The 22,349-nt window shown below is 54.6% G+C and carries 22 protein-coding genes, 1 pseudogene and 1 riboswitch; of the genes and pseudogenes, 10 read left to right on the forward strand and 13 right to left on the reverse strand.

Going from position 1 to position 22,349, the window contains the following annotated elements; translation table 11 throughout:
* The first annotated feature begins 69 nt into the window (after positions 1 to 69).
* Positions 70 to 894, forward strand: coding sequence for an outer membrane protein (locus tag FIV00_RS06230; RefSeq protein ID WP_152499930.1), 825 nt, complete (start codon positions 70 to 72; stop codon positions 892 to 894).
* A 328-nt stretch (positions 895 to 1,222) separates the two neighbouring features.
* On the opposite strand, the gene FIV00_RS06235 is transcribed toward FIV00_RS06230, so the two are convergent.
* The 7 genes from FIV00_RS06235 to FIV00_RS06265 all read right to left on the reverse strand — a co-directional run bounded on the left by FIV00_RS06235 (position 1,223) and on the right by FIV00_RS06265 (position 6,782).
* The gene (locus FIV00_RS06235; protein WP_152499931.1) at positions 1,223 to 2,227 is read right to left on the reverse strand and encodes a site-specific integrase; all 1,005 of its coding nucleotides are present in this window, start codon (positions 2,225 to 2,227) and stop codon (positions 1,223 to 1,225) included.
* A gap of 165 nt (positions 2,228 to 2,392) precedes the next feature.
* Entirely contained in the window at positions 2,393 to 3,622 is a 1,230-nt protein-coding gene (locus FIV00_RS06240) for a phage portal protein (RefSeq protein WP_152499932.1), read from the reverse strand.
* The gene (locus tag FIV00_RS06245) at positions 3,619 to 4,158 is read right to left on the reverse strand and encodes an HK97 family phage prohead protease (protein WP_152499933.1); all 540 of its coding nucleotides are present in this window, start codon (positions 4,156 to 4,158) and stop codon (positions 3,619 to 3,621) included. The genes FIV00_RS06240 and FIV00_RS06245 overlap by 4 nt, the downstream gene beginning before the upstream one ends.
* Entirely contained in the window at positions 4,155 to 4,430 is a 276-nt protein-coding gene (locus FIV00_RS06250; protein ID WP_173005898.1) for a head-tail connector protein, read from the reverse strand. The genes FIV00_RS06245 and FIV00_RS06250 overlap by 4 nt, the downstream gene beginning before the upstream one ends.
* 1 nt (position 4,431) lies before the next feature.
* Positions 4,432 to 5,667, reverse strand: coding sequence for a phage major capsid protein (locus FIV00_RS06255; RefSeq protein ID WP_152499935.1), 1,236 nt, complete (start codon positions 5,665 to 5,667; stop codon positions 4,432 to 4,434).
* Between the two features lie 100 nt (positions 5,668 to 5,767).
* Positions 5,768 to 6,322: a MerR family transcriptional regulator gene (locus FIV00_RS06260; protein WP_152499936.1), complete on the reverse strand. Its 555-nt coding sequence runs from the start codon at positions 6,320 to 6,322 to the stop codon at positions 5,768 to 5,770.
* 85 nt (positions 6,323 to 6,407) lie between these two features.
* Positions 6,408 to 6,782 carry a hypothetical protein gene (locus FIV00_RS06265; RefSeq protein WP_152499937.1) on the reverse strand — a complete coding sequence of 125 codons (375 nt, stop codon included), beginning with the start codon at positions 6,780 to 6,782 and terminating at the stop codon, positions 6,408 to 6,410.
* A gap of 244 nt (positions 6,783 to 7,026) precedes the next feature.
* On the opposite strand from FIV00_RS06265, the gene FIV00_RS06270 reads away from it, so the two are divergent.
* Both FIV00_RS06270 and FIV00_RS06275 read left to right on the forward strand, forming a co-directional pair.
* On the forward strand, positions 7,027 to 7,419 hold the full coding sequence (locus tag FIV00_RS06270; protein WP_247649403.1) for a helix-turn-helix domain-containing protein: 393 nt from the start codon (positions 7,027 to 7,029) through the stop codon (positions 7,417 to 7,419).
* A gap of 49 nt (positions 7,420 to 7,468) precedes the next feature.
* Positions 7,469 to 8,047, forward strand: coding sequence for a hypothetical protein (locus FIV00_RS06275; RefSeq protein ID WP_152499939.1), 579 nt, complete (start codon positions 7,469 to 7,471; stop codon positions 8,045 to 8,047).
* Between the two features lie 7 nt (positions 8,048 to 8,054).
* Here the strand turns inward: FIV00_RS06275 and FIV00_RS06280 are convergent, their stop codons facing one another.
* From FIV00_RS06280 to FIV00_RS06295, 5 genes and pseudogenes are all read right to left on the reverse strand, one after another.
* On the reverse strand, positions 8,055 to 9,686 hold the full coding sequence (locus FIV00_RS06280; protein ID WP_152499940.1) for a terminase large subunit: 1,632 nt from the start codon (positions 9,684 to 9,686) through the stop codon (positions 8,055 to 8,057).
* The gene (locus tag FIV00_RS06285) at positions 9,686 to 10,141 is read right to left on the reverse strand and encodes an HNH endonuclease signature motif containing protein (protein WP_152499941.1); all 456 of its coding nucleotides are present in this window, start codon (positions 10,139 to 10,141) and stop codon (positions 9,686 to 9,688) included. Before FIV00_RS06285 ends, FIV00_RS06280 begins: the two co-directional genes overlap by 1 nt.
* Positions 10,134 to 10,346, reverse strand: a complete 213-nt coding sequence (locus FIV00_RS30260) for a hypothetical protein (RefSeq protein WP_247649347.1) — start codon at positions 10,344 to 10,346, stop codon at positions 10,134 to 10,136. The genes FIV00_RS06285 and FIV00_RS30260 overlap by 8 nt, the downstream gene beginning before the upstream one ends.
* A 438-nt stretch (positions 10,347 to 10,784) precedes the next feature.
* A pseudogene (locus FIV00_RS30530) lies at positions 10,785 to 10,958 on the reverse strand (hypothetical protein); the annotation flags it as partial.
* A 1-nt stretch (position 10,959) separates the two neighbouring features.
* Positions 10,960 to 11,253, reverse strand: coding sequence for a hypothetical protein (locus tag FIV00_RS06295; protein ID WP_152499943.1), 294 nt, complete (start codon positions 11,251 to 11,253; stop codon positions 10,960 to 10,962).
* Between the two features lie 303 nt (positions 11,254 to 11,556).
* Between FIV00_RS06295 and FIV00_RS06300 the strand changes: the two genes are divergently transcribed.
* Complete coding sequence (locus FIV00_RS06300) at positions 11,557 to 12,735, forward strand: phosphoserine transaminase (RefSeq protein ID WP_152499944.1); 1,179 nt, start codon at positions 11,557 to 11,559, stop codon at positions 12,733 to 12,735.
* A 76-nt stretch (positions 12,736 to 12,811) separates the two neighbouring features.
* Entirely contained in the window at positions 12,812 to 14,401 is a 1,590-nt protein-coding gene (serA, locus tag FIV00_RS06305; protein ID WP_152499945.1) for a phosphoglycerate dehydrogenase, read from the forward strand.
* A gap of 36 nt (positions 14,402 to 14,437) precedes the next feature.
* Here serA and FIV00_RS06310 read toward each other — a convergent pair whose 3' ends face one another.
* Positions 14,438 to 15,334: a DMT family transporter gene (locus tag FIV00_RS06310; RefSeq protein ID WP_152499946.1), complete on the reverse strand. Its 897-nt coding sequence runs from the start codon at positions 15,332 to 15,334 to the stop codon at positions 14,438 to 14,440.
* A gap of 105 nt (positions 15,335 to 15,439) precedes the next feature.
* On the opposite strand from FIV00_RS06310, the gene FIV00_RS06315 reads away from it, so the two are divergent.
* From FIV00_RS06315 to FIV00_RS06335, 5 genes are all read left to right on the forward strand, one after another.
* Complete coding sequence (locus FIV00_RS06315) at positions 15,440 to 16,729, forward strand: MFS transporter (RefSeq protein WP_152499947.1); 1,290 nt, start codon at positions 15,440 to 15,442, stop codon at positions 16,727 to 16,729.
* Positions 16,730 to 16,953: 224 nt separating this feature from the next.
* Entirely contained in the window at positions 16,954 to 18,246 is a 1,293-nt protein-coding gene (locus FIV00_RS06320) for an adenylosuccinate synthase (RefSeq protein WP_152499948.1), read from the forward strand.
* A 257-nt stretch (positions 18,247 to 18,503) separates the two neighbouring features.
* Entirely contained in the window at positions 18,504 to 20,276 is a 1,773-nt protein-coding gene (locus tag FIV00_RS06325; protein WP_152499949.1) for a hypothetical protein, read from the forward strand.
* Positions 20,277 to 20,353: 77 nt separating this feature from the next.
* A riboswitch (TPP riboswitch) is annotated at positions 20,354 to 20,460 on the forward strand.
* Between the two features lie 147 nt (positions 20,461 to 20,607).
* On the forward strand, positions 20,608 to 21,363 hold the full coding sequence (locus FIV00_RS06330) for an ABC transporter permease (protein ID WP_173005899.1): 756 nt from the start codon (positions 20,608 to 20,610) through the stop codon (positions 21,361 to 21,363).
* Between the two features lie 22 nt (positions 21,364 to 21,385).
* On the forward strand, positions 21,386 to 22,327 hold the full coding sequence (locus tag FIV00_RS06335; RefSeq protein ID WP_152499950.1) for an ABC transporter substrate-binding protein: 942 nt from the start codon (positions 21,386 to 21,388) through the stop codon (positions 22,325 to 22,327).
* Positions 22,328 to 22,349: the final 22 nt, after the last annotated feature.

Below are 22,349 nucleotides of genomic sequence, written 5' to 3' on the forward strand. Positions count from 1 at the left end.
TCACTATCCTCAAGAGTTTGATGTGTCCGGCAATGTTGAAGCGGGCGCTCAATGGAAGAGGACTAGGACATGGACAATTTCTTCAAGCGTTTGTCTTTGGCCGGATTTGCTGTTGTGCTTTCCTCCGCGGGCTACGCTGCGGATTTGCCAACCCCGGTCATCGAACATATTCCCGCAGCGCCAGCACCGGCTGTTGGCGGTTTTTATCTGCGTGGTGATATCGGGTACAAGATCTATGGTGATCCTAAAGGGTCGTTCCAGGAGCCGGGCGCGACGGACCTTAGATTCACTGGTGAATCCATGGACAACGCTTGGATGATCGGTGTAGGTGCTGGGTATAAATTCAACAAATATCTGCGCGCGGATGTGACGCTCGATTACGAAACGCCTGCTACCGCAAAAGGTTACGCTGCCTGTGGAGTTTGTACTGGTACGCAATCGAGCGAATATGCGGACATCGACGTTTGGACAACGATGTTCAACGCGTATATCGATCTTGGTACTTGGAACCGGATTACACCATATGTGGGCGGTGGCATAGGTGCCGCATACGTGCGAACAGACAATGCAGTATCCATCAATCCCGGCCAAGCAGACGGTGTGTATCGTGGCACTAACGGCGAATGGAATTTCGCTTGGGCATTGATGGCCGGTGCAGCTTACGCCGTTAACGACAACTTCTCGATTGATGCTGGTTATCGGTACAAAGATTTGGGAGATGCCCGAACAGTCGTCTATGACGGCGTTCGATCTGGTCAGGGGCGCGTTCATTGGGAAGACCTAACCGCGCACGAATTCCGTTTGGGTATGCGTTACACCTTCAATAGTGGCGGTGCAGCGCCTACTGCTCCGGTTTACTACGAGCCGCAAGGACCGATCAGCAGCAATTTCTGATTGGCACATCAAACTTCGTTCACAAAGGCCGGTCACTTGACCGGCCTTTTTCTATTGCGATCTCCAAATCAAAGGGGTCGCCCAGTCGACCGTTAACTTTCTCAAGCGAAGCAAAAACTCTGTTCAGGAATTCCCACGCCTCAGATTTTGCCTATCTTCCCGGTGTCAGCAAGCAAGGGGCGGTTTCATTTGAAATCCATCTTGAAGTGCTCACGCTGCCGCAATGTTCCCATTTTCCGTTGACCGGGCGTCAGGAACACCTTATCCCCCTAGGTGGGCCACCCCTCCCAACGAGGGTAGGTGTTCATTTCTATTTTCTCCTTTGAAATCAATTTCTTACCCGCTTCTTTGTTCTCCGTTGTGTCACTGGTGTGTCAAAGAGTACGTCAGTGACAGTCTTGTCTTCGATTGCATGGGCGTATGTGCGCAAGACTGTTGTTGCGTCTTTCCAACCGCCCATCTCCGCAACAGTCTTTACGTCGAAGCCGTTACGGAGCATCTCGGTCGCGAAGCCATGACGACAGCAGTGCGGTGTCAGGCGCTCAATGCCAGCCCGCGCCGCGACATTGTTCCAGGAGCAGCGAACGCTGCCGCGCTCGGCATAGCCGAAGACAGGCTCGTCAGGTTTTCGATTTGACGGGATGCTTTCGAGTGCACAGATGACTTCCTTGTGGAGATGGGCAACACGGCTCCATGGCGTTGGTTTGAAAAGGTAGAGTGTTGCTCGACCAGATGACAAATCGACATCGGCCCATGTGAGACGACAGGCTTCACCAATGCGCGCGGCCGTCGCGAACATGAACATGCAAAGCGCACCGAGGTGAGGAAGGCCGTCTTTAGCGGCTTGACTATGGAACGCACGAACCCACTCCACAGTGGCAGGTGTTTTGACCGAAGGGTTTTCAGTGAAGCGTTTGACCGAGATGCGTGTACACCAGCCAAGGCCAGCAGCGTAATTAATCGCCGCCTGAGTGGGCTTGATGACCTGGCGATTCCAAGTTGGCTCGTTTGCACTCGGATAGATTTTCTTTGCTGCGCGCCGGATCGTTTCACCGTGAATATCTGCCACAGGGGTATCCTTCCAGTGGTCTGCCAGCCTCAACAGAAAGCGGTCAGACTTTCCAGCGTCGAGATACGCAGTGAAAACCTGCGCCATTGTCAGTCCCGCTCCGGGGCCATCGAAATGACGTTGCCACGCCCGCGCTTCGACCTCCGTTTTGACCCTTTCCGCGATTTTGCGTTCAGTCGTGCGCGTAGATCCTCGTAGCCGCCGCCCGTTAACGGTGCCTCGATAGTGCCAGACTTTTCCACGGCGGTAGATTTCGAGGGGCATGGGCGTGTTTCCTCCATGATCCGATGAACGTCGCCTTCACGTAAAATCAGCCTGTTTCCCAATTGAGAACAAGCCCCAAGACGACGGGCGATTTCGCGGATTGTGCGTTTCGGCACACCCAAATGTTCGGCCAAAGCCTCAGGCGTTGTGTATTTGGGCAGCAACTCAGATGTCATTGTTGCCGCCCGCGTCATCCGCGTCCCTATCCCCCAGCTCAGTCATATTGAGGGGAGACAGAAACTCGTTGCCATCTTCGATCTGCGGCATGTTCTCAAGAGTTCGGATCTCGTTGACCGACAGCCAGCCGCCGTTCCGGCCGACGCTATAGGCATCGTAACGAGCCTTCATGTCGCCGCGCAGCAACCCGGCAAGATCATGTTCGATGAACAGCGTCTTGCGAGCTGTGTCGGTCAGCAGCGTCGCATTCATGGCCTGCTCGACACGGCGTGCCATCGGCGCAAGGCAGCGGACGACCAGAGCCCGGCTTTCCTGATCGCTGTTCGAATAGGTGGCGTTGTCGGTAATCCCTGCGACGGTCGGAGGAACGCCCCAAATACGGCAGATGTCGAGGTTGGTGAGCTTCCTGCTTTCCAAAAACTCGGCATCCTTGGAAGAGAACGAAAACGACTTCCAGTCCGTTCCGCCATCGAGAACAAGAATTCCACGAGTTGACAGATCCGAATTGACTTTGGATTCGAGTTTGTCCAGCACGCTTTGGCGTTGCTCGGTGCCAATGGTGTTTGGAAACACCAGTGCTCCTTCGGGCTTGAAGCTTTTGGAGGCCTGGTCGCAGGCCGTGTCCTGCTGCGTCAAGGCGAGATTGAAGGTCTCGCGTGCGATCTGGATTGGAGAAAGACCCATGATACCGTCACGGCCAAGGCGGTACCGCAAGTGAAGGACTTCTTCTTGCAGGTAGTATCGAGTACCGCCAGAGGGATACGACACTCGATATCTCATCCGGCCGCTTTGCAGCTTCTCGACAGCGACCGTGCAGGGATCGATGGGCGTCAGGCCTACAACTTGGCCACGCTGGTTACGATCGAGGATACCGAAAGCATTTCCGGTCACCATAAGCGAAGCAATCAGCGACTCACGGGCTTCGAACGCGGTCAGGGCCGTATTCGACATGTCATGCAGAACCGAATGGAGCGGATGTTCCACCGCGCGCTCGCGTCCACCGTCCTGAGTACGGCGGTAAAGGTTCAGCGGCATGGCTGCCAGGTTCTGGCTGACGATTGCGATACAGGCGTGTGCGACTGCGATCCCGCTCGCGCGTGCCGGGTCCGTATAGCCTCCGATACCGCTGCGCAGGCCGAACCATTCAGCCAGATATGGGTCGTTGGATTTAATCGTTGAGCGCTTCTCGCGCCCCAAAAGACGGTCGAAGAAGCTCATTTGGAAATCTCCAGGAGTCGCATGGCCCGGCTTGCATAGGCGAGGAAGTCTGATGGTTGCACAAATCGATTGCGAGCCTGAACCACGGTCCCGTCGTAAGCAGGCCAAGCCAGAACCACGCTGATTTCGTGCAGATCAACGGTACGCAACTCGCGGCGGTCACCTTGCCGACTTTCTTCCAGCATTGTGAAGCCGAATGACATGCCTCCGAGATCACCACGTTCTGCCAGAGCGAGAACATCGCGTCCGGCTGTGGTGTCGGGGATATCGAGATCGAATGCGAGTCCCCGACTATCTTCCGAAAGGCGCAGGGTTCCAGAGCGTGTGCGCGCGAGGACGCGGCCCGGATCATGATCGACAAGCGCCAGCACGTCCGATTGAGAACGCAGGGATGATGCGAACGCACCTGGTGCGATAGTCTCCACGAAGCTGCCGTCAATGTTGGCATCCTCGTTGAAGGTCGCGGCATATCCTTCCAGGCGACGCCCTTTGGTGCGGATCTCTGCCGCAACGGCCCGTTTCTCCAGTTGGGTCATATGCCTTGCTCCTGATAGGGGGCAATCAGACGATCAACGCCCATCGCAAATTCCCGGCCGACGACTGGGGCCGTTGCTTCCCGGTTCTCATAAAAATGATTGATCAGCAGGTATTGCGCCTGTTCTACGGAATCGGGCAGGGGATCGGCTGACATGTCGACACCGATTGCAGACAAATGGTCGCTCGCTGCCAAAATAAGGCGCTGGACCACAGCATCCTCGTCGCCGGAGTCAAGGCGAAGATAAGCTTTTGCGTCAGCGAGCGAGATCATCTTAAATCTCCGCGTACGAGAAGGCTTCCGGATGGCGAACTGCAACGTCGGCATCCAAGAATGCATGGAGAAGTGCACCGCCATTGGAGGCGACATCCGGGTGATAGGGATTGATCAGGATATCAACCGCGCTCCAGTAACCCAGGTAAAGCTCTCCCCACTGGCCGTAAATCAAAGCGGATTTGTCGCTTCCTACGCCGATATCAGTAGGTACCTGCGAAGAGATCTCGACACGTCCATTGTGGAACAGCTCGGTAAGCGAAAAGGTGTGCCCGTCACCGTCCTTCAGCTTACGGACATCTTTCATCACGGTTGGGTTCGTCAGGAACGCCCCTGTGCCCGTGATATCGTCCAACTCCAACTCCGCAATCAGGTTTGCGGTTGTGTCCGAAAACTCGGCTTCGGTCGTGACGGTCGCGACACCAGTTGTGTTGAGGATGCCAAGTGGTTCTGGTGCGACACCGCTGCCGTTGATGGCAGTCAGATCCAAAGCTTGCGCAAGAAGGAAACCCAGATCCCGACGAAGAACGGCTTCAATGGCTTCGTTGGACTGAAGCATCAAACGCCGGGAAAGCTGGTACTCTCCAGCGACTGTCTGCGGTGCCATAGAAACCTTTTCAAAAGTCGCAGCAGACCGTGTTGCGTCGCCATTTTCAGCGACCCAACCTGCGGTCCCGCTCGACGCAAGATTGGGAAGGTCAAGAAAGCCAGTAAGGCCGCGCAGAATCGTGGCACCGAGGCTTTCAACTTTGAGCGCGGGCCGGAAGCGGTCGGCCATCGACGCCAGGTTAGTGGCGACTGTGTAACCGCCGGCGATGTCTGTTCCGACGGTCTGATTGCGCTTCTCACTTCCCAGAAGAATTTCTGACGGAACGGCGATATGAATGCCGGAAGCGCCGGAACGGCTTTCCCGGCCGCGCTTGAGTTCCTGATCGATCTCGGCTTCACGGCCTGTCAAACGCCCCGAAAGTGCCCCTGTGATCGCAGCTGAAAGGGAGTAGTTGCGCAGTTCGCGGTCAAGTTCGCCGCCGTTGACAGCTTCACTTCGCTGGTCTTCGCGTTCGAACATGGCCATGCGCTCTTCGCGCGCAATTTGGCGATCGATGTCGGATACTTCTCGCTCGAGAGCTGTGAAGCGCTCTTCTTCGTTGGCTTCCAGCTTATCTTTGGCGTGCAGGTTGCGCATTTCATCGACTTTCACAGCGCGCTTCTCGCGCAATTCAATCAGCTTTTTCATGGTTTAAAGCTCCATCTAGGGGACATGCCGCCTCGCGGCGGGGTTTGGATCCATCGGGCCGGATTTACGGCGCTGGGAATTGCCGTCTCACGACGGGAAACTAGCTATCGTTTCTATCAGGGGTGGCGTCTTTGATTGTGATGATTAGTTTCTCAAGCGCGGCGGCAATTTGCCTTTCGTCATCGAGTCTTTCGCCTTCACTGCCGATGACTGCACGCTCAATTGCACTTGCCGATATTTCCTCGAGCGAAAGGCATACAAAACAGGGCGGAAGGTCATTTGCTTCTGTTTTGGCAAGGTCCAGAACTTGGAATTTCCAATCAGCAATAGAGCGCCAAAGGATTAAATTCTGACCCGAAAAGCGTACCAGATTGCGATAGGCAGTTGCTTGATCATTGAAAGCGACACCGTGCCCAACGACGACTACATTTGCGATATCGCTAGCTTCCTCAACCGACACGCCATGGTCCACCATTCGCCGAATGAGGGCCAGCAACAACACGTCGAGCAAATTAAATTCGCGCCAACCGTCGGTCTCAAAGGTCGTGAGGCGAATTTGCTTCCGTTGCATCCAATTCCGAACTGCCTTCGGTGTTGCCCCGGCACCGTAGACGATATCAGAAAAGCGCAATTTCTTTTTCAGAGTGTCGTTCATGATTGTGCTCACGTGAGTATGTTTTAATAAAAGTACTCACGTGAGCGTGTTTGTCAACGTTTGGTTGTTTGAGGTGTGGGCAATATTAGATTTTGCCCCCATGGAATTTATCGATGATGTGCACTTTACACACATCGTATCTCACGGCTTCAAATAGGGCCGCTGCGTCGGAAGCATTCAAAGTCGCCGGATCGCGATGAGCGAAGAGTTCGTGCTGATGGTCTTGCCAAAAATGGTGAACACCTTTTTCGGTCGAAATTCGGACAAGGTCGAGAAATCTCTCGGTTGAGACCTCAAGGATTGGCTCACCTTCTCGTTCCCAAATTCCGGTTTCATCGTTTCGAGTTAATTCCATCTTCTGAATGCAATCTTTGGTAATCTCAAATGGCCGCCTGTGCGGAATTTCCGTTTGGACAAAAGTTGCGTCATCGAAGTTGGACTGCTGCACGATCTGGTTCATCGATTTAGTCTCCTTGGACATTTGTCACCTGTTCGGGATTTGAGGGGCTCCTTCTGAGAGATTGACCCTGGCTTCTGCCGAAAACCTCTGACCAGCATTGTGACCCTAAACTGCGTGGGTATAATGCTAATTGCATCATAAACGAGAGTCTAAACGTCTTGTCAATAATTAGATGCTTAAAGCATCAAATAATTTATCTAATAGAGGTCAAATGCAAAAGAGTGTGCTACGTGCGGCAAGAGCAATGTTAGATTGGAGCCAAGGGGAGCTTGCTGAGCGCTCAGGTGTATCTGTACCCACAATCAAGCGATTGGAACCGGGACACGGCGAGGTATCTGCGAGGCCCGAAACCCTTAGAAAACTGAAACTTACCTTAGAGGCTCACGGGATTGTTTTTTTGGAAAAGCCGCGGGTTGGTTTGGAGCTTCAAGTCGCAACGGCTATCGCGTCTGTTGTGCAAGGACGAAGATGCGTTTTGATACATACTTCGCCATATGAGCCAGCTATCGCAATTCTGCCGACGGACGCACGACGACAGGCCAAGGCCGCGAGAAGAGATGGAAATGAACAATGGGCGTCGAGCTTGGAGCAGGCGGCGCGTGAGGCGGAAAAATTGCCGCTGAAAGTTGATTCCTGACGCCCGATAACCTCTAACTTATCGGACATCAACAAGTGAATTGAGACAGATGAAAAGACACGAGTATGAGGAGCTAGGAATACCGAAAGAATTCTTAGATGTGCTTGATTCTGCTAGCACTTCTCTCAAAGATATTGGCTTTTCAATGAAGTTCTTGATGGACTTATTAAACGAGGATGACTGGGGATTTATTTTAAAGTGCCATAGTCTGATTGATGCAGCTCTAGAGAAAGCAATATTGGAAAGATGTTTCCAGGCACCTTGTGAAGTTAATGGAGTAAAAAAGCTCTCCAAAATTGTTTCGAGCTTCGGTTTTGATGGTAAGGCAGGCAAAATAGCATACATAGAGGCCTACGGTTTGCTTTCAAAAGATAAGATTAATTTTTTGAGAGCCCTGAATACGCTGAGAAATGCCTATAGCCACAGCATCAAGAATGTGGATTTATCTATTGAGGACATTAGTGAACAACGTCCAAATGAGCGTCTCCTAGAAAAGATCTACATATATGAACTGGAGCAGAAACACGTTCCTAAGACGGATCGTGCGAGACGATTCTTTATCTCGCTTATGGTAATTTCAATTTTCGCGAACCTTCGCCTGGGATCCGGTGAAGATGCTCCGTTGTAGTCAGGTTTCAATCAGAAGACAGAAGATCCACCAGGCAGGCAGGTAGATGATCAGGTTCGTGCCGACACGAAATCTGAAGAGCCATAGCCAGCGCGACAAGTCCGTCAATCCTACCAGTCGCTTTGCTCTTATCGAGCTTACGAGACCCAGCCGGATCGCGGGTAATCACAGCGTTCGCAGCGCACATATTCAGCACTGGATTGCCAGCGTGCCTTAAGAGCTTTTCCGCGACGCAACGCTCAAGCATGTCGACAGCTGGCGACATGTCCTTATAGCCTTGACCAAATGGCTCTAGAGGTACGTTTCCACCAAACAGGCCAAGTTCTCGTTTTAAATCCTCAATCCGCCATCTGTCATAAGCGACGGTCTGCAAATTGTAGGTTTGAGATGCCAATACGATTTCGTGCGCGACATAACTTGGGTCAATCGTTGCTCCCGGAATCAGCGTTATGAAGCCCTGCCGTGCCCAGAGATCGTATGGCACCCGGTCTTCGTTTGAGCGCTCTGCGATGTTGGCTTCCGGCATGAAGAACTGACACTTTATGTCGAAGCTGCGATCCTTATTCGGAAACGCCAGCACAAAGGCCGTGAGGTCGCGCGAACCCGACAGATCAAGCCCGCCAAAACACTCTCGATCGGAGAGCTGTGCGAGGTCCGGAATTGTATTGCAGCGATCCCATTCGGCCTTGTGAATGAAGCGGGCGACTGCCGAGACGCGTTGGTTCAGTATGAGGTTCCGGAAGGCGCTTTCTTTAGAAGGAACCAGCTGTGCCTGCGCCGCCTGGCGCTCGACATCTTCCAATGATCGAAAGTCGTCCAGGGCAGGATTGGCGGCCACCCAGGTTTCCTGGCACCAAGGATCTGCGTCTTGTGGGGCAGCGTAAAGCGTGAGGTGAAACGTCGGGTCTTGAACATCGCCTGCCTCGACCTGCATTCCGTAGTCAATCAGCTCGGAGAACACGTGATGATCTGCGGCCGCCTGTGTCGAGATGCAGACCATCAGCGGGTTATCTCGTGCGCCTGTCGCCGTATCCAGTGCGTCGAACAGATCTCGATTTGGAGCGCTTCCCAATTCATCGTAGACAACGAAGGAGGGCGAAAGGCCCATTTTTGAACCCGCGTCAGCGGACAATGCGGCGTAAATCGATCCCTCACCATCACCGAACAGAATTTCGATCTGTTTGTTGAAGCGGATGATGTTGGCCCGGTCATCAAGTTCAGGATGCGCGGCGAGGATCGCGCACATTTCCTGAAACAGTTTTGCTGCCTGGTCCCTGGTTAGAGCGGCCGAATAAACTTCGCCACGCTGTTCCGCTTCCGGGCCCATCAGATGGCAAAGCGCCAGCCCGGCCGCCAGCTGCGTCTTCCCGTTCTTGCGCGCCATCGAGAGAACTGCTGTGCGCACAGGCCGCCGGCCTTTTCCATCCTCTGCGTAAACCTCTTCGATGAACTCACACTGCCAGGGCCGCAATTTCATGTTCTGGCCAGCCAGTTTTCCGGCAGTGATAGGAAGATCTTCAAGAAACGCGATCACCTTGCCCGCGCGGCTCAATCCGGCTTCTTCCCACGGCTTCACAGGCCGAACTTCAATCTTGCCGCGCTCAGAAAGTGCCTTGGCTCCTATGCCTCTAGTTGCCATCAAGCGCTCCCCGGTTCTTCAGGGCTTTCGGTCTTCGAAATGTCTGAAACTAAGTATATTCGCGACTTACCCCTACGGTCCTTCTCGGAGCCATTCTGGTGATTTGACCGCCCCCTGTCAGGCTGTGCACAAGCGCTTCGTTCGCCAAACCAGTCGTCATCAGTGTCGAGTGGTTCGCCGTTTCGATCGAAACCTTGAAACCTGCGTCCCGAGTTTGCCCGTTCAGGTCGATCCACCCGCGCAGTTTTCTCGTTGTGGCAGCTGACGCAAAGGCTCATTAGCTCGTCGAGCGGAGCAAAAGCAGAGCCCCCAGCTTTGATTGCTTTGATGTGGTCGACAACTGTTGCATTGATGAGTTTTCCGCGTCGGGTACAGATTTCGCAAAGCGGATCGAGATTGAGCTTTGCAAGCCTCAACTTTTTCCAGCGCGTTGTGTTGTAGGGCCATCTAGCCATGTGCAGGTCTCCGCTCGTTGCACATGGATGCGGCAATGAACTCGAAGCCGCCTCCTCTGCGTTTCAATTCTGCGTCTGTCGCTGTTTGTTGGCGTTCCGGTGTGATCCATTCCACAACCGCCGCATAAACGTGCTCGCCTTTTGTCTTGGCATCGAGTTCCCAACGTCGCTGTGCCGCATCTCTCGCGACCTCACCTCGGCTCATTCGCTTTCCTCCATTCAGAGACAAGAGGAAGTTCCCTTGTGCTCGCCGCAGATCCCTCGTCGGAGTCTTTGGGATGGGTTTCCGCGCAGTAGGATTGGGAAGTTTTTCAATTAGCGTTTCCACTTGCTCCGGTTCGACGGGTTTATTCGATTGGTTACTTCGATGGGTTTGGGTCGCAGAATTGAGACCTTTAACGTCACATTTTTGCGACCTTGAACGTTTCGGTCTTGAGACCTTTGTTGTTGTCTTTTCATGGCCTGGCAGCGCCTCTGCCGCGTCCGGTTTCGACTTCATCCGAGCGTCCCAATCGTCCACAATTTGCCGGAACAATTTCCAGTTAGGGATGTAAGCTGCACGATGGGATTTGCCGCCGTGGCTTTGCTTCTCGATGAACCCAAGTTCATTGAGTGTTTCAGTCGCACGAATGACCGTCGCCCGGCTCATTCCAAGCAATTTGACCAAGCGATTGATGCCAGGATCGCATTGCCCAGTTCTTTTGTTGAAGTGGTCGACAATCGCAGCCGCGACACGCTTGGCTGCGGCCGACAAGTTTGGCGTCAGCAAGATGGCTTTCTGAGCAAAGAGGACGTCGTTTTGTTCCAAGAGGGCCATATCATTCACCCCCTTCGATGAGCTGTGTCGGCTCTACCCAGATCTCTAGCCCCCAGCGGGCAAGGACAGAGGAGTACACAGGACGCAGTTTTCCAACTTCTGTGAGACGGCGAATTGCTGCGTTCAGGACATCTCGGCGTATACCGATCTCGCGAGCGATTCTTGAGCGGCGGACAAAGCAATACTTGCCATTGCGACGGTGCCCATCCGGCTTGGTGAGCGCTGCCAGAACAGCGCGGTCAAGGCGTTCAACCCTATCCGAATTATGCAGCGGCGAAGGGCTTTCAGCTTCCAAATTGGGGCTCGTCGTGCTAACACTTAGAGCGGAAAAATTGCTTTTCTGATTTGATGTGATGCCGTTCCGGGGACCAGCCGGAGCGGCATTTTCTTTTTTGGTTAGAGCGCGAACAGAAGCGGAACCGCCTGTGTCAGTTTTGTGCCACTTCTCATTGCGCGATCTTGTTTCGTTCCTCGCGATATCGTTGGAAGCTGCATCATAAACACAGACTTTACTTGTGGTTTTTTCGGGTTTGGCGTATGTCCCGTGGTGGGCCACCCCTCCCCAACGAGGGGCAACTATCTGCGAGGGTAGACAGATATGACTGTACTCACTGCCAAGCCGGACGTGCGTCCGGCCAATCCCAATTTTTCGTCAGGTCCTTGCTCCAAGCGCCCCGGTTGGTCTCTTGATCAACTGTCCGATGCACCGCTTGGACGGTCTCACCGAGCCAAACCGGGAAAGGCCAAACTGGCCGAAGCGATTGAGCTGACACGCAAGATCTTGAATGTTCCCGACGACTACCGCATCGGCATTGTGCCTGCTTCCGACACAGGCGCGGTTGAAATGGCGCTCTGGTCGCTTCTCGGCGCGCGCGGGGTCGATTTGCTGGCTTGGGAAAGCTTTGGTGCCGGTTGGGTGACCGATGTGGTCAAACAGCTCAAGCTGGACAACGCCAGGATCTTGAAAGCACCATATGGTGCCTTGCCCGATCTGAGCGACGTCGATTTTAACAATGATGTCGTCTTTACCTGGAATGGCACGACGTCAGGTGTCCGGGTTCCCGACGGCAACTGGATCGCGGATGACCGCGCTGGTCTGACGATTTGCGACGCGACATCTGCTGCCTTTGCGCAAGCGCTTCCTTTTGACAAGCTCGATGTCGTCACGTTTTCCTGGCAGAAAGTGCTTGGCGGTGAAGCTGCGCATGGGGTGCTGATCCTCAGCCCGAGAGCCGTGGAACGCCTCGAGAGCTATACACCTGCATGGCCGCTGCCGAAGATCTTCCGCCTGACCAAAGGCGATAAACTGATTGAAGGCATTTTCAAGGGCGAGACCATCAACACGCCTTCCATGCTGTGCGTTGAGGACTATCTCGATGCGTTGAAATGGGCAGACGGACTTGGTGGTCTGTCGGGCCTTTGCGCTCGTGCCGATGCCAATCTCAAAGTTCTCGCCGACTGGGTCGAAAAATCCGCGTGGGTGGACTTTCTTGCTGAAGATTCCGCAACAAGATCGAATACGTCCGTGTGTCTGAAGGTGACGGATGCGAATGTTCTGGCTTTGCCGGACGATCAGCAGGCAGCATTTGCCAAGGCGATTGTTTCTACGCTCGATGCCGAAGGTGTTGCCTTCGATATCGGTGCCTATCGCGATGCGCCTTCCGGTCTCAGAATTTGGGCGGGGGCAACAGTTGAAACAGCTGACTTGCAGGCCCTGACGGTGTGGCTTGATTGGGCGTTTGCGCTCGAAAAAGGCAAACTTCCTCAGGCCGCCTGAGCATTTCTCAAAAACACAGTGACATTCCCGGGCGGGTTTCTGCCCGGACACAGTATTTATTGAAGGAGATGCTTTAATGGCACCCAAGGTATTGATTTCCGACAAGCTTTCGCCCGCAGCAGTTCAGATTTTCAAGGATCGCGGCATTGACGCCGATTTCCTGCCTGATGTTGGCAAGGACAAGGAAAAACTCCTCGAAATCATCGGCCAGTATGATGGACTGGCCATTCGTTCTGCCACGAAAGTCACGGAAAAGATCATTGCGGCCGCCGATAATCTTAAGGTGATTGGCCGGGCAGGTATCGGTGTTGACAATGTCGATATTCCCAAAGCGACCGCGCGTGGCATCATTGTCATGAACACACCGTTTGGCAATGCGATCACCACTGCAGAACATGCCATCTCAATGATGATGGCGGTCGCGCGGCAAATTCCGGCAGCTGATGCATCAACGCAATCGGGCAAGTGGGAAAAATCCCGTTTCATGGGGCGGGAAATTACAGACAAGACGCTTGGGCTGGTTGGCTGCGGAAATATTGGCTCTATCGTCGCAGATCGCGCCATAGGTCTGAAGATGCGCGTTCTTGCTTATGACCCGTTCCTGACACCTGAGCGGGCGATGTCGCTTGGTGTCGAAAAGGTCGAATTGAACGAGTTGCTTGAACGCGCGGACTTCATCACCTTGCATACCCCTCTTACCGACAAGACACGAAACATCATCAATGCCGATGCCATCTCGAAGATGAAAAAGGGGGCTTACCTCATCAACTGTGCGCGTGGGGGTCTGGCAGACGAAAAAGCCGTTAAGGCAGCGCTTGATGAGGGGAAACTCGGTGGCGCGGCTTTTGACGTATTTGTTGAAGAGCCGGCCAAGGAAAACATCCTCTTTGGGACATCCAATTTTGTGTCGACACCGCATCTTGGTGCGTCAACGTCGGAAGCACAGGAGAATGTCGCCCTGCAAGTCGCTGAACAGATGTGCGACTACCTTCTGCATGGCGCGGTGCGTAATGCGCTCAACATGCCTTCAATTTCCGCGGAAGAAGCACCCAAGCTCGCGCCATTTGTTCGGCTTGCCGAGCAACTTGGCTCTTTCGCCGGTCAGTTGACGGAAACCGCGATCCAGGGTGTCAAACTGGAATATGCGGGTGCCGTTTCGGAAATGAATGTCCAAGCGCTGACAGCGGCGGCGATTACCGGTTTGCTGACGCCGCTCCTTCAGACCGTCAATATGGTATCCGCACCAATTCTGGCCAAGGAACGCGGTGTCAAGGTTGAGGAAATCCGCCGCGAAAAACAAGGCGCTTACGAAACCTACATCAGGTTGACGGTGATCACGGAAAGACAGGAGCGGTCGGTGGCCGGTACGGTGTTCGCCGATGGCAAACCTCGGATCATTCAGGTGAAGGGCATCAATATGGAGGCCGAACTAGGTCAGCACATGCTCTACATCACCAACGAAGACAAGCCCGGCTTCATTGGCCATCTTGGCATGGAACTTGGCAACAATGGCGTCAACATCGCAACGTTCAATCTGGGCCGCCTCGCGCCCGGCGACGATGCCATTTGTCTTGTCGAAGTGGATGGAAGAGTGCCTGGGGATGTGATGTCCCGTCTGGAGGCCGTCTCACATGTAAAACAGGTAAAAGCTCTGGAATTTCAATGATGCTACCGGAGGCGCTGGTAACGCAGCGCCTCCACTTTAAACGGTTTCTGCCTGTTTGCCGCGCATCACTCTGCCATCAAGGACGACTAGTCCGATCAGCAGCACGCCGAATCCGCTGAGTTGAAGTGCGCTCAGATTTTCACCCAGAATGAGCCAGCCAAAGAAGAGCGCGCTTGCTGGTACTATCAGCGTAACGAGCGAAGCGTTTGTAGCACCGGCATTTGCCAGCAATTGAAAATAGATCAGATAGGCGAAGGCGGTCGCAAGAATGCCGAGAGCCAACACGTTGAGCCATGCGGTCATGCCAGGGTCGCCAATTGACCAGCCTGCGCTTGTCAGGATCGCAACCGGTAACATCAGCACACTTGATCCGATCAGCTGTCCGGTTGCTGCGACCTGTGGCGGGACATCCTTGAAGCGTTTCGCAAATGTTGCGGCAAAGGCATAGGAAACTGCTGCGCCGAGGCAGCAAAGCTGCGCCCAGAGCGGATCGCTGGCAAGACCTGTGAGGCTGCTCGACAACATGACTGCCACGCCAACAACGCCCAGCACAACGCCTGCAACGCGATTTGCCTGAAGTGGTTCCTGCTTCACGATCAAGCTTGCAACGACTACGGTAAAGACTGGTGTTGTCGCATTCAGAATTGATGCCAACCCCGCGCCGATTTCCGTTTGACCGAGAAACAACAGGGAAAACGGAACGGCGTTGTTGAGAAAGCCCATTATCAGAAACGGCAGGGCAAGCCGCCATTCCAGACGCTTGACCAGCCCTTGTTGCCAGAGGACGAGGAGAAGAACGGCGCAGGCGATCGAAACTCGGAAAAAGACCAGTGTGAATGGCGGAATTTCGGCAACTGCGACCTTGGCAAAGAGAAAAGAACCGCCCCAAATAGCGCCGAGAACAAACAGCAGAACCCAGTTTCGAAGCGACATTGACATTTCTCGTTGATCTGGAGTGATGTCTCTCGCCTACCATGCTGTGAGACTTGCCGACACCCGAAAACCGATTTGCGAAAAAGGAAGTAAAGAAAGCGAACAATGACACAGGGTTCGACCACCGGGGAGGAAAGGCCACTCGCAGGGCGCATATCGCCGCTGTTGATTGCCGCTGCCTGCCTTTTGGGAGCAAACGGTCTGGCAATGACCATGATCGCGGTTCGGGCACGTGTCGAAGGGGTTTCCGACGCCAGCATCGGTTTGCTTGGTTCTCTTTACTACGCAGGTTTGATCTGCGGGGTAATTTTGGCACCTTTCCTGATCGCCCGAGCAGGACATATTCGTGTGTTTGCCGCACTGGCGGCCATCAGTGCGATTGCCATTCTTGCTATTGCCTTTGCACCTGCCGGTTGGCCCTGGATGATTGCGCGCTTTGTCAGCGGTGCTGCTTTTTGCGGGACGGCTATGGTGCTGGAAAGTTGGTTGAATTCCATTGCATCCAATGCGTCGAGAGGGCGCATTCTTTCAGTTTACAGGATTGTTGATCTCGCAGCCGTCATGGGCGGCCAATTCATGCTGCCGATCTTTGGAGCAACAGGCAGCGATATCCTGATCGTTTTGGCGATGTTGTTTGCTTTTGCTCTTGTTCCTGTTGCCTTGACGCGTGAAAGCAACCCGGCCGCACCACCTGCCAAAATCGTCAACCCCCTGGCGCTATGGCGGGTGTCTCCTGTTGCGATGGTCGGAATATTCACGATCGGTCTGACGAATGGTGCATTTCGAATGGTCGGACCGGTTTACGCTGAATCGATTGGCCTTGGCCTGGAAACCGTCGCGATCTTCATCGCTCTATGGGTCTTTGCAGGAGCCTTGTTTCAGTATCCGGCCGGATGGATGTCCGACAGGGTCGATCGAAGATGGGTTCTCATCGGCTTCACGATTGCAGCTGGTCTTGCTTGTCTCTTCATTTCGGGAACGTCCAGTCAAACCGATTTGTTCCTGGGGGTTTTTCTTTTCGGCGGATTTGCCCTGCCACTTTATTCGCTTGCAGCCGCACACGCGAATGACCACGCAAAACCCGGACAGTTTGTCGACATTGCTGCCGGACTGACATTGTCATTTGGCTGCGGTGCGGTGCTTGGTCCGTTCATCGCCTCATTGTTGATGGGCATGTTCGGTCCCGCAGCGTTCTTCGTCTATACGGCGACCCTGCATCTGGCTTTGGTGCTTTTTGTCATCTTCAGGATGTTCAGCCGGCAAGCAATTCCGGCCGACGAGCGGGAACGTTTTGTCTGGCTGCTCAGGACATCTCCGATGATCTATCGTCTTGCCGGGGGAGACAAGGAAGAGACCTCCGACAAGCAATCACCGGATGGCTCCGGGTCTGCCTAATTGTCGCCCTGAAAGGTCCTATATGCCACGTAGCTGAAAACCACGCGGACCGTATGATTTATTTCGGTTCGAAGACTCGCAAGAGCATGGAAACCTGTCTATAGTCCGCGCCGTTTGCCCCGGTCCGGTTGCCGGGGTTTGTCATGTTGGCACATACCGACCCGTGTTGCGCAGCGCAATTCAGGCGGTTCCGTGCGAAGACGCTTCAGGAGAGCAGAAACTAAATGGCGAATGTGGTTGTTGTCGGTTCGCAGTGGGGAGACGAAGGCAAAGGCAAGATTGTCGACTGGTTGTCGGAACAAGCCGATGTCATCGTAAGGTTCCAGGGCGGACACAATGCCGGGCATACGCTGGTTATCGACGGTGTCAGTTACAAGCTGTCTCTTCTGCCCTCCGGTGTGGCGCGCGAAGGTAAGTTGTCCGTCATTGGAAATGGCGTTGTTCTGGACCCGCATGCGCTTGCTGAAGAGGTCGAACGATTGAGCGCGCAGGGTGTTGTCGTTACGCCTCAAAGCCTGCGCGTTGCCGAAAACGCGACCCTGATTCTGTCTCTTCACCGAGAGCTCGACGCCCTGCGTGAAAACTCAAACACCGGTACGCGTATCGGCACCACCAAGCGTGGCATAGGTCCTGCCTATGAAGACAAAGTCGGACGGCGCGCAATCCGGTTGATGGATCTGAAGAACCTGACGACGCTACCGGCCAAAATCGATCGCCTTTTGACGCACCACAACGCGCTGAGGCGTGGCCTGGGGCAAGAGGAAGTTTCCGCTCAGGCCATCTACGACGAATTGGCGAGTGTTGCCGACAAGGTGCTGCCCTATATGGACAAGGTCTGGTACCTGTTGGACGAACAGCGCCGCCAGGGCAAGCGCATCCTGTTTGAAGGCGCGCAAGGAGCATTGCTCGACATCGATCACGGTACCTATCCGTTTGTCACGTCTTCCAATACCGTGGCCGGTCAGGCGGCAACGGGCTGCGGGCTTGGCCCGGGCTCCGTTGACTATGTACTTGGTATCACCAAGGCTTATACGACCCGGGTCGGTGAAGGCCCGTTCCCGACCGAACAGGAAAATGAGGTCGGCGAATTTCTTGGAACGCGCGGACATGAATTCGGAACCGTGACAGGCCGGCGCCGGCGGTGCGGCTGGTTTGATGCAGTTCTTGTGCGCCAGACTGTTTGCACATCGGGCATTAATGGCATTGCATTGACGAAGCTCGACGTTCTCGACGGTCTTGATGAAATCAAGATTTGCATCGGCTACGAACTTGACGGCGAACGGATCGACTACCTGCCTGCTTCGCAAGGTGCTCAGGAGCGGGTTGTCCCGATCTACGAATCACTGCCGGGATGGAAAGAGTCCACGGAAGGGGCTCGCAGTTGGGCGGATTTGCCGGCGCAGGCCGTCAAATATGTGCGTCATGTAGAGGAATTGATTGGTGCGCCTGTGGCGCTTCTTTCCACCAGCCCTGAGCGGGATGACACAATTCTTGTGCAGAATCCTTTCCAGGATTGAGATCTGTGTCTGGAAAAACACATTATTGAACGAGATAGTGGCGTATTGCGAATCAGAACAAACAGTGCGCCCCGTCATGGGACAGGCTAGCGTGTCCCGTGAACTTAGACAGTGGTAGATAAGGTATTGTAGGGAATTCGGTTGAAGCTTAGCGTGCGAAGATTGTCCCTTGGCTTCAAAAACTTGCTATAAGCCTGAGAAAGATCCGACACTCAGGCCAGCAGACGAATCCCTGCAGTCGGCCGGTAGGCAGGAAGATGGCTGATTACTATTCGATATTGAAGAAAACGATCGCGTCTTTGCCCGAGAACAACGGTGCTGCGCGCCGAAGCGTCTACAGCCGTGCCCGCAACGCCATCGTCAACCAGTTGAAAGCGTACGAACCGCCGCTTGCACCCTCCGAGATAACGGCTGAGCAACTTCGTCTTGAAGAAGCTATTCGCAAGGTTGAAGCCGAAGCGGCTCGTGAAAGTCTTGGTCTCAGTCCGACTGGAGCTGCGGGTGGCGAAGCTGCGCCAAAGGCATCAGAGCCAGCACCGGAGCCAATGGCAGAGGCGCCAGTTCAGGCGTCTCAGGATCCGCCGAGGGTTGAGCCCGATGCGCCAGCTCCCGCGATGGAAGACACACCTTCGCCATTGAAAGAGACCCTCACGGAAGCCGAAGGTCTTGGAGTGGCCACGAGCCAGGCCGTGCAGCAGGCGAAGGAAGCCGTTGATCCGGTAGCTGCCGAGCAGGCCGCATCCGACCCGGTTCCAGAACGCAAAGAACCGGCATTTGATGCTCCGGCACCTCAAACTGCTACTGCGGACCCTGTAGCTGCAGAGCAGGCTGGTGAACCGGGATTGGCGGCGGACGCAGGGCTTTATGCCGACGAACCTGCGCCGGCTGCAAAGGAAGAGCCGACTAAGAAGGCCAAGCGATCACGCAAGGACCGCCCGAAGGCTTCCGACGCTTTGCGCGGCGACAGTGCGGGAAAGCGTTGGTTGCCAATCGCAATCGCAGCAGTCTTGGCGCTTGCTGTTGTTGGTGCAGGAGCCTATTTCCTGCTCCCGATCGGCGGACAGAACTCAGAAGAACGTGTCGCAAGTCAAACGGAAGACACCTCGAGCGCAGCTGTTGTGCCGCCGAGCACGGACACCCAGGTCCAGACAAGCGAAGTGCCAACGGACGACAGCGATTCCTCAAAAATCTCAGACAGGTTGCTGGATGGCGGCGAGGGTGTCAGCGATGGAGATGTGGTAGCTCCGGACGCCAGAACCGTTACCACCACAACAATCACGCCGCAGGCTGACGAGCCGGCTCCAACGCCCTCGCAGCCGTCGATCGTGACCAGTATTGAAAGCGAACCGGCTCCGACACCACCGGCAGCCGATGCTGCTCCGGTTCCCGGTATCGAAGCCACGCCGCCGGCCCCGGCTGATGACAACCTTGTGGCTGTTGCACCTGAAACACCGGCGACCACTGACTCACCTGTAAGCCAGGACAACGGCATACAGCGCTCCATTCTCTACGAAGAAGGCGAAGACACCGGTGGCTCCGGAACAGCCGCACAGGGAGCGGTTGTCTGGAACATCGAAGAGGAAACCAATCTCGATGGCAGGTCGCAGGCGGTGCTGAGCGCTGAAATCGAAATTCCCGAACGCGACGTCAGGGTCGATATTCGTATCAAGCCCAATGACGACACCTCGCTTCCGGCAAGTCACCTTGTTGAGATCAAATACGAGTTTCCGGAAAACTTTGCCTCTGGAGATGTCGTCAACGTCCCAGGTCTTGTGATGAAACCGACGGAAGAAGCCCGGGGCGATGCGCTGATCGGTGCGTCGGTGAAAGTGTCTCCCGGTTTCTTCTGGATTGCACTTTCGAGCCTGCCCAATGAGCAGCAACGCAATATGGCTCTTCTTAGGGAGAGGGGCTGGATCGATATTCCGATGCTGTATGAAAACGGCAAGCGCGGTATCCTGACACTCGAAAAAGGTGCTGCTGGTGAAGATGCCGTTGAAAAGGCGATTTCATCCTGGCAAGCGGGCTAACAGCCAGGGCTTTTCCGAAATTTCAAAAACAGATCGTTCCATGTCTTGCCTTTTTCCGAAAGGTTAGGCATGGTCCGTCTCGGTCCGAGGGGTGTTCCGTGTTGCGGAACTGAGATGGCAAGTTGCCGAACCCTTAGAACCTGATCCGGGTCATGCCGGCGAAGGGACGGAATCCTTAGCCAAATCCCGGATCTCCATTGTCAGTGTCGGTCTGTCCGACGACGGGAGATCCTATGTCTGTTTGCTTGAAAGAGCAGAGGTTTGATTTTTGGAACAAGCCTCTCGATCATAAGCCGCTCCCAGAGCCGTTGAACCGCCTTTTGGAGGCGGTATGAGCGCATTCCTGTCAGTTTGTGGCAAGTTTCTTGTGGGCGTCCTGGTCATTTTTGGCATCTGGACGTTGCTGGTCGTTTTGTTTGAGCCGCCTTCATTCATGCTTCCCGGGCCGCTCGAAGTGCTGCGGTCATTCCCTGCAAACGCGCCCTTTTTGTTGCACCATGCCGGCATCACTGCGCTTGAAACGGTGATCGGTTTTGTCCTCGGCGTCAGCTGCGGGGCGATGCTTGCTGTTTGGATCTGGCTTTATCCGTTGGCCGGACGGATCGTTATGCCGACAATCCTGGTGACGCAGGCTTTGCCGGTTTTTGCCATTGCACCGGTCCTTGTTCTCTGGCTCGGGTTCGGCATGTCATCGAAGATTGTCATGGCCATTCTGGTCATCTTCTTTGCGGTCACCTCAACGGTTTACGACGGACTGAGGCGACTCGATTCTGGGCTTGTCGATCTGGCGCGCCTCTACAGGGTTCCCCGCTTTCGTGAACTTTGGGTCTTTCGCCTGCCGGCAGCACTGCCCGCCTTCGTATCTGGCATTCGTGTGGCCGCCGTTTTTGCGCCGATTGGCGCGGTGGTTGGCGAATGGGCGGGCGCCAAAGGCGGCCTTGCTTTCATCATGCTTCAGGCGAACGCCCGCGGGAATGCCGATCTTCTGTTTTCCGCCGTCATCCTGCTCGCCCTCATGGTGCTTGCTCTGCGCTATGCGGTTGAGCATCTCAGCAAACTTCTTGTTCCATGGCAGGTCGAAGACTGACTGCCACAATCTGGAGGATTGAATGAAAAAAACACTCATGTCTTTGACAGTTGCCGCCGCCGTGCTTTCGGCGGTACCTGCGCATGCTGCGGACAAGCTGACGGTGCTTCTGGACTGGTTCACCAATCCGGACCATGCACCGGTCATCACCGCTCAGACCAAGGGCTTTTTTGAAGCCGAAGGCCTGGAAGTTGAATTGATCGAACCGGCTGACCCTGCAATGCCGCCCAAGCTGGTGGCTGCCGGGCAGGGCGATATTGCAATTTCCTATCAACCGACTTTGCACGCGCATATCGAGGAAGGACTGCCGGTCGCCTGGATTGGCACGCTGGTCGAGACGCCACTGAATTCCCTGATCGTTCTGAAAGATGGTCCGATCAAGGAAATCGCAGATCTCAAAGGCAAGACGATCGGATTTTCCGTGTCCGGATTCGAAGATGCGATGCTTGGACAAATGCTGCGTTCGGTTGGTCTCAGCATGGACGATGTTGAGTTGATCAACGTGAATTTCGCGCTGTCGCCTGCCCTGATGTCAGGTCAGGTCGATGCGGTGATCGGTGCCTATCGCAATTTCGAGCTCACACAGATCGAGATTGAAGGCAAGGAAGGCAAAGCGTTCTTCCCAGAAGAGAACGGCGTTCCGGTTTTTGACGAGCTGATCTATGTCGTGAACAAGGATCAGGTTGAAGACCCGCGCTATGAGAAGTTTCTCGCAGCTGTTGAAGCTGCGACGGTTTATCTGACCAATCATCCTGATGAAGCCTGGAATGCCTTTATCGAGGCCTATCCCCATTTGAATGATGAGCTCAACAAGCGCGCTTGGGCGGACACATTGCCAAGGTTTGCAAAGCGTCCGGCAGCTCTTGACGAAGGTCGGTATCAGCGTTTTGCAGAGTTCATGGCGGAAGCCGGACTGATCAGCAAGGTCGTTCCGGTGGAGACATACGCAGTCGAGATCCGTTAAAGGCTTTTTGCGAACCGGCAGC

The organism is Labrenzia sp. THAF82 (assembly GCF_009363435.1).
Taxonomy (GTDB): domain Bacteria; phylum Pseudomonadota; class Alphaproteobacteria; order Rhizobiales; family Stappiaceae; genus Roseibium; species Roseibium porphyridii.